Consider the following 1,500-nt stretch of genomic DNA (forward strand, 5'->3'; position numbering starts at 1 on the left):
TATCTAAGCTACCTAAAAGCAAAAGCCAAAGGGCTTACACCGCTGGAGATTGAACAAAATGAGCTACAAGCGAAGAAGTTAAGAAAGCAAAGGAAAAGGGGGTCTTAAGGCAAGCTTCTAAAATATAGTGACATAGAGGTATCGTTGCGCCAGATTTATTATTTGTATTTATAATTATGAAACAAAAAAAGTCGCTACTGCTGTGTTAATACTAGCAGGAGCGACTTTTTTTGTATTCGATAGTAAAAGGAAGTTTCAGATGTTTTGAGCGTTTTAAGGACACTCAACATCGTTGAAGTGAGCGTTTACTTTAAAAAGTCAGGATTCATATAAGCAGGATTGGGATAGGTATAAAAACCTTCACCAGTTGCAGCGCCTAATTTATTTTGATCAATCAGCTGCTCTTTTAGATACTTGACCGCTTTAAACCTTACAGGGCTCTGCGTCTTTTCAGCAGTCATTTTAGTAATGTTGTATGCCGTATTAATCCCTATAGTATCCAAGATACCAAACGGCCCTACAGGCGCACCTGTCACTATCATCCAAGTCTTATCTATGGTATGCGGATCAGCAACTTCTTTGGCGAGTAGTTGCAAGCCTGCATCGATAAAAGGCGCCAATAAACTATTCATAATGTAGCCGGGTTGCTCTTTATACAGCGGCATTGGCACCATACCGATATTGGTGGCAAACGCCACTACCTCATCAAATACTTTAGGGTCGGTTCCAGGATGTCCCATAATTTCAGCGACATTATGCATCCAAATTTTATTAGCGAAATGTAGAGCCAAAAACTGTGCAGGTCGCCCCGTTGATTCAGCGAACTGACTTGGGAGTAGGGTAGAGGTATTGGTGGCAAAAATTGTTTTTTGCGGGGCAAGTTTAGCCAGTTTTTTATAAAATTCGATTTTGATCTCTGGAATCTCAGGAATGGCTTCAATCAATAAGTCAGCGTCTTTGACTGATTCTGCGAGATCACAGGTGTAGCTTAAATTATTAAACGCTGTATCCAACTGCTCTTGCGTCGCTCTCATATCTTTTTTAAAGGCTTTGCACATCCACTCAAACTTTGACTTTGCATGCTCCAAGACCTCATCATTGATATCATAGACGGTGACATTAAAACCATGATAAGCGGCCTGAAAGGCGATTTGATAGCCTAAAACGCCGCTTCCTGCGACAGTTACATTTTTATAAGTCATGATGAATTCCTAAGAATAAAGTAGTGATTTTCAAGTCTAACTATAGTCAATTCAAAGTAAAATTGTCACAAATTTCAACGTGCTATTGGTATACATTTTAATTGCGTGTTGTTATCTTTCGATGCTGCGTAACCTATGTTTTAAAAATTAGCATTCCAGCAGCGCTATATCATTTTTAGAGTGAATCTACTATATAGTAAACCCTAAAACCAGTTCTACACTTATTTTAGTTTATTATGGGCTATACCATAATCTTGCATACGTTATACAAGTAGCCTATGTCTTACGGATAAAAAAA

The 1,500-nt window shown here is 38.5% G+C and carries 1 protein-coding gene; it reads right to left on the minus strand.

What is annotated here, in order from left to right:
• Positions 1–305 precede the first annotated feature (305 nt).
• Positions 306–1,202: a 3-hydroxyacyl-CoA dehydrogenase gene (locus ACTXGO_RS13590; RefSeq protein WP_317198735.1), complete on the minus strand. Its 897-nt coding sequence runs from the start codon at positions 1,200–1,202 to the stop codon at positions 306–308.
• Positions 1,203–1,500 lie beyond the last annotated feature (298 nt).

The organism is Psychrobacter sp. T6-1 (genome assembly GCF_052258445.1).

Excerpts from the sequence above, each read along its gene's own strand:
- ACTXGO_RS13590 (WP_317198735.1), bottom strand. The coding sequence starts at position 1,202 with ATGACTTATAAAAATGTAACTGTCGCAGGAAGCGGCGTTTTAGGCTAT.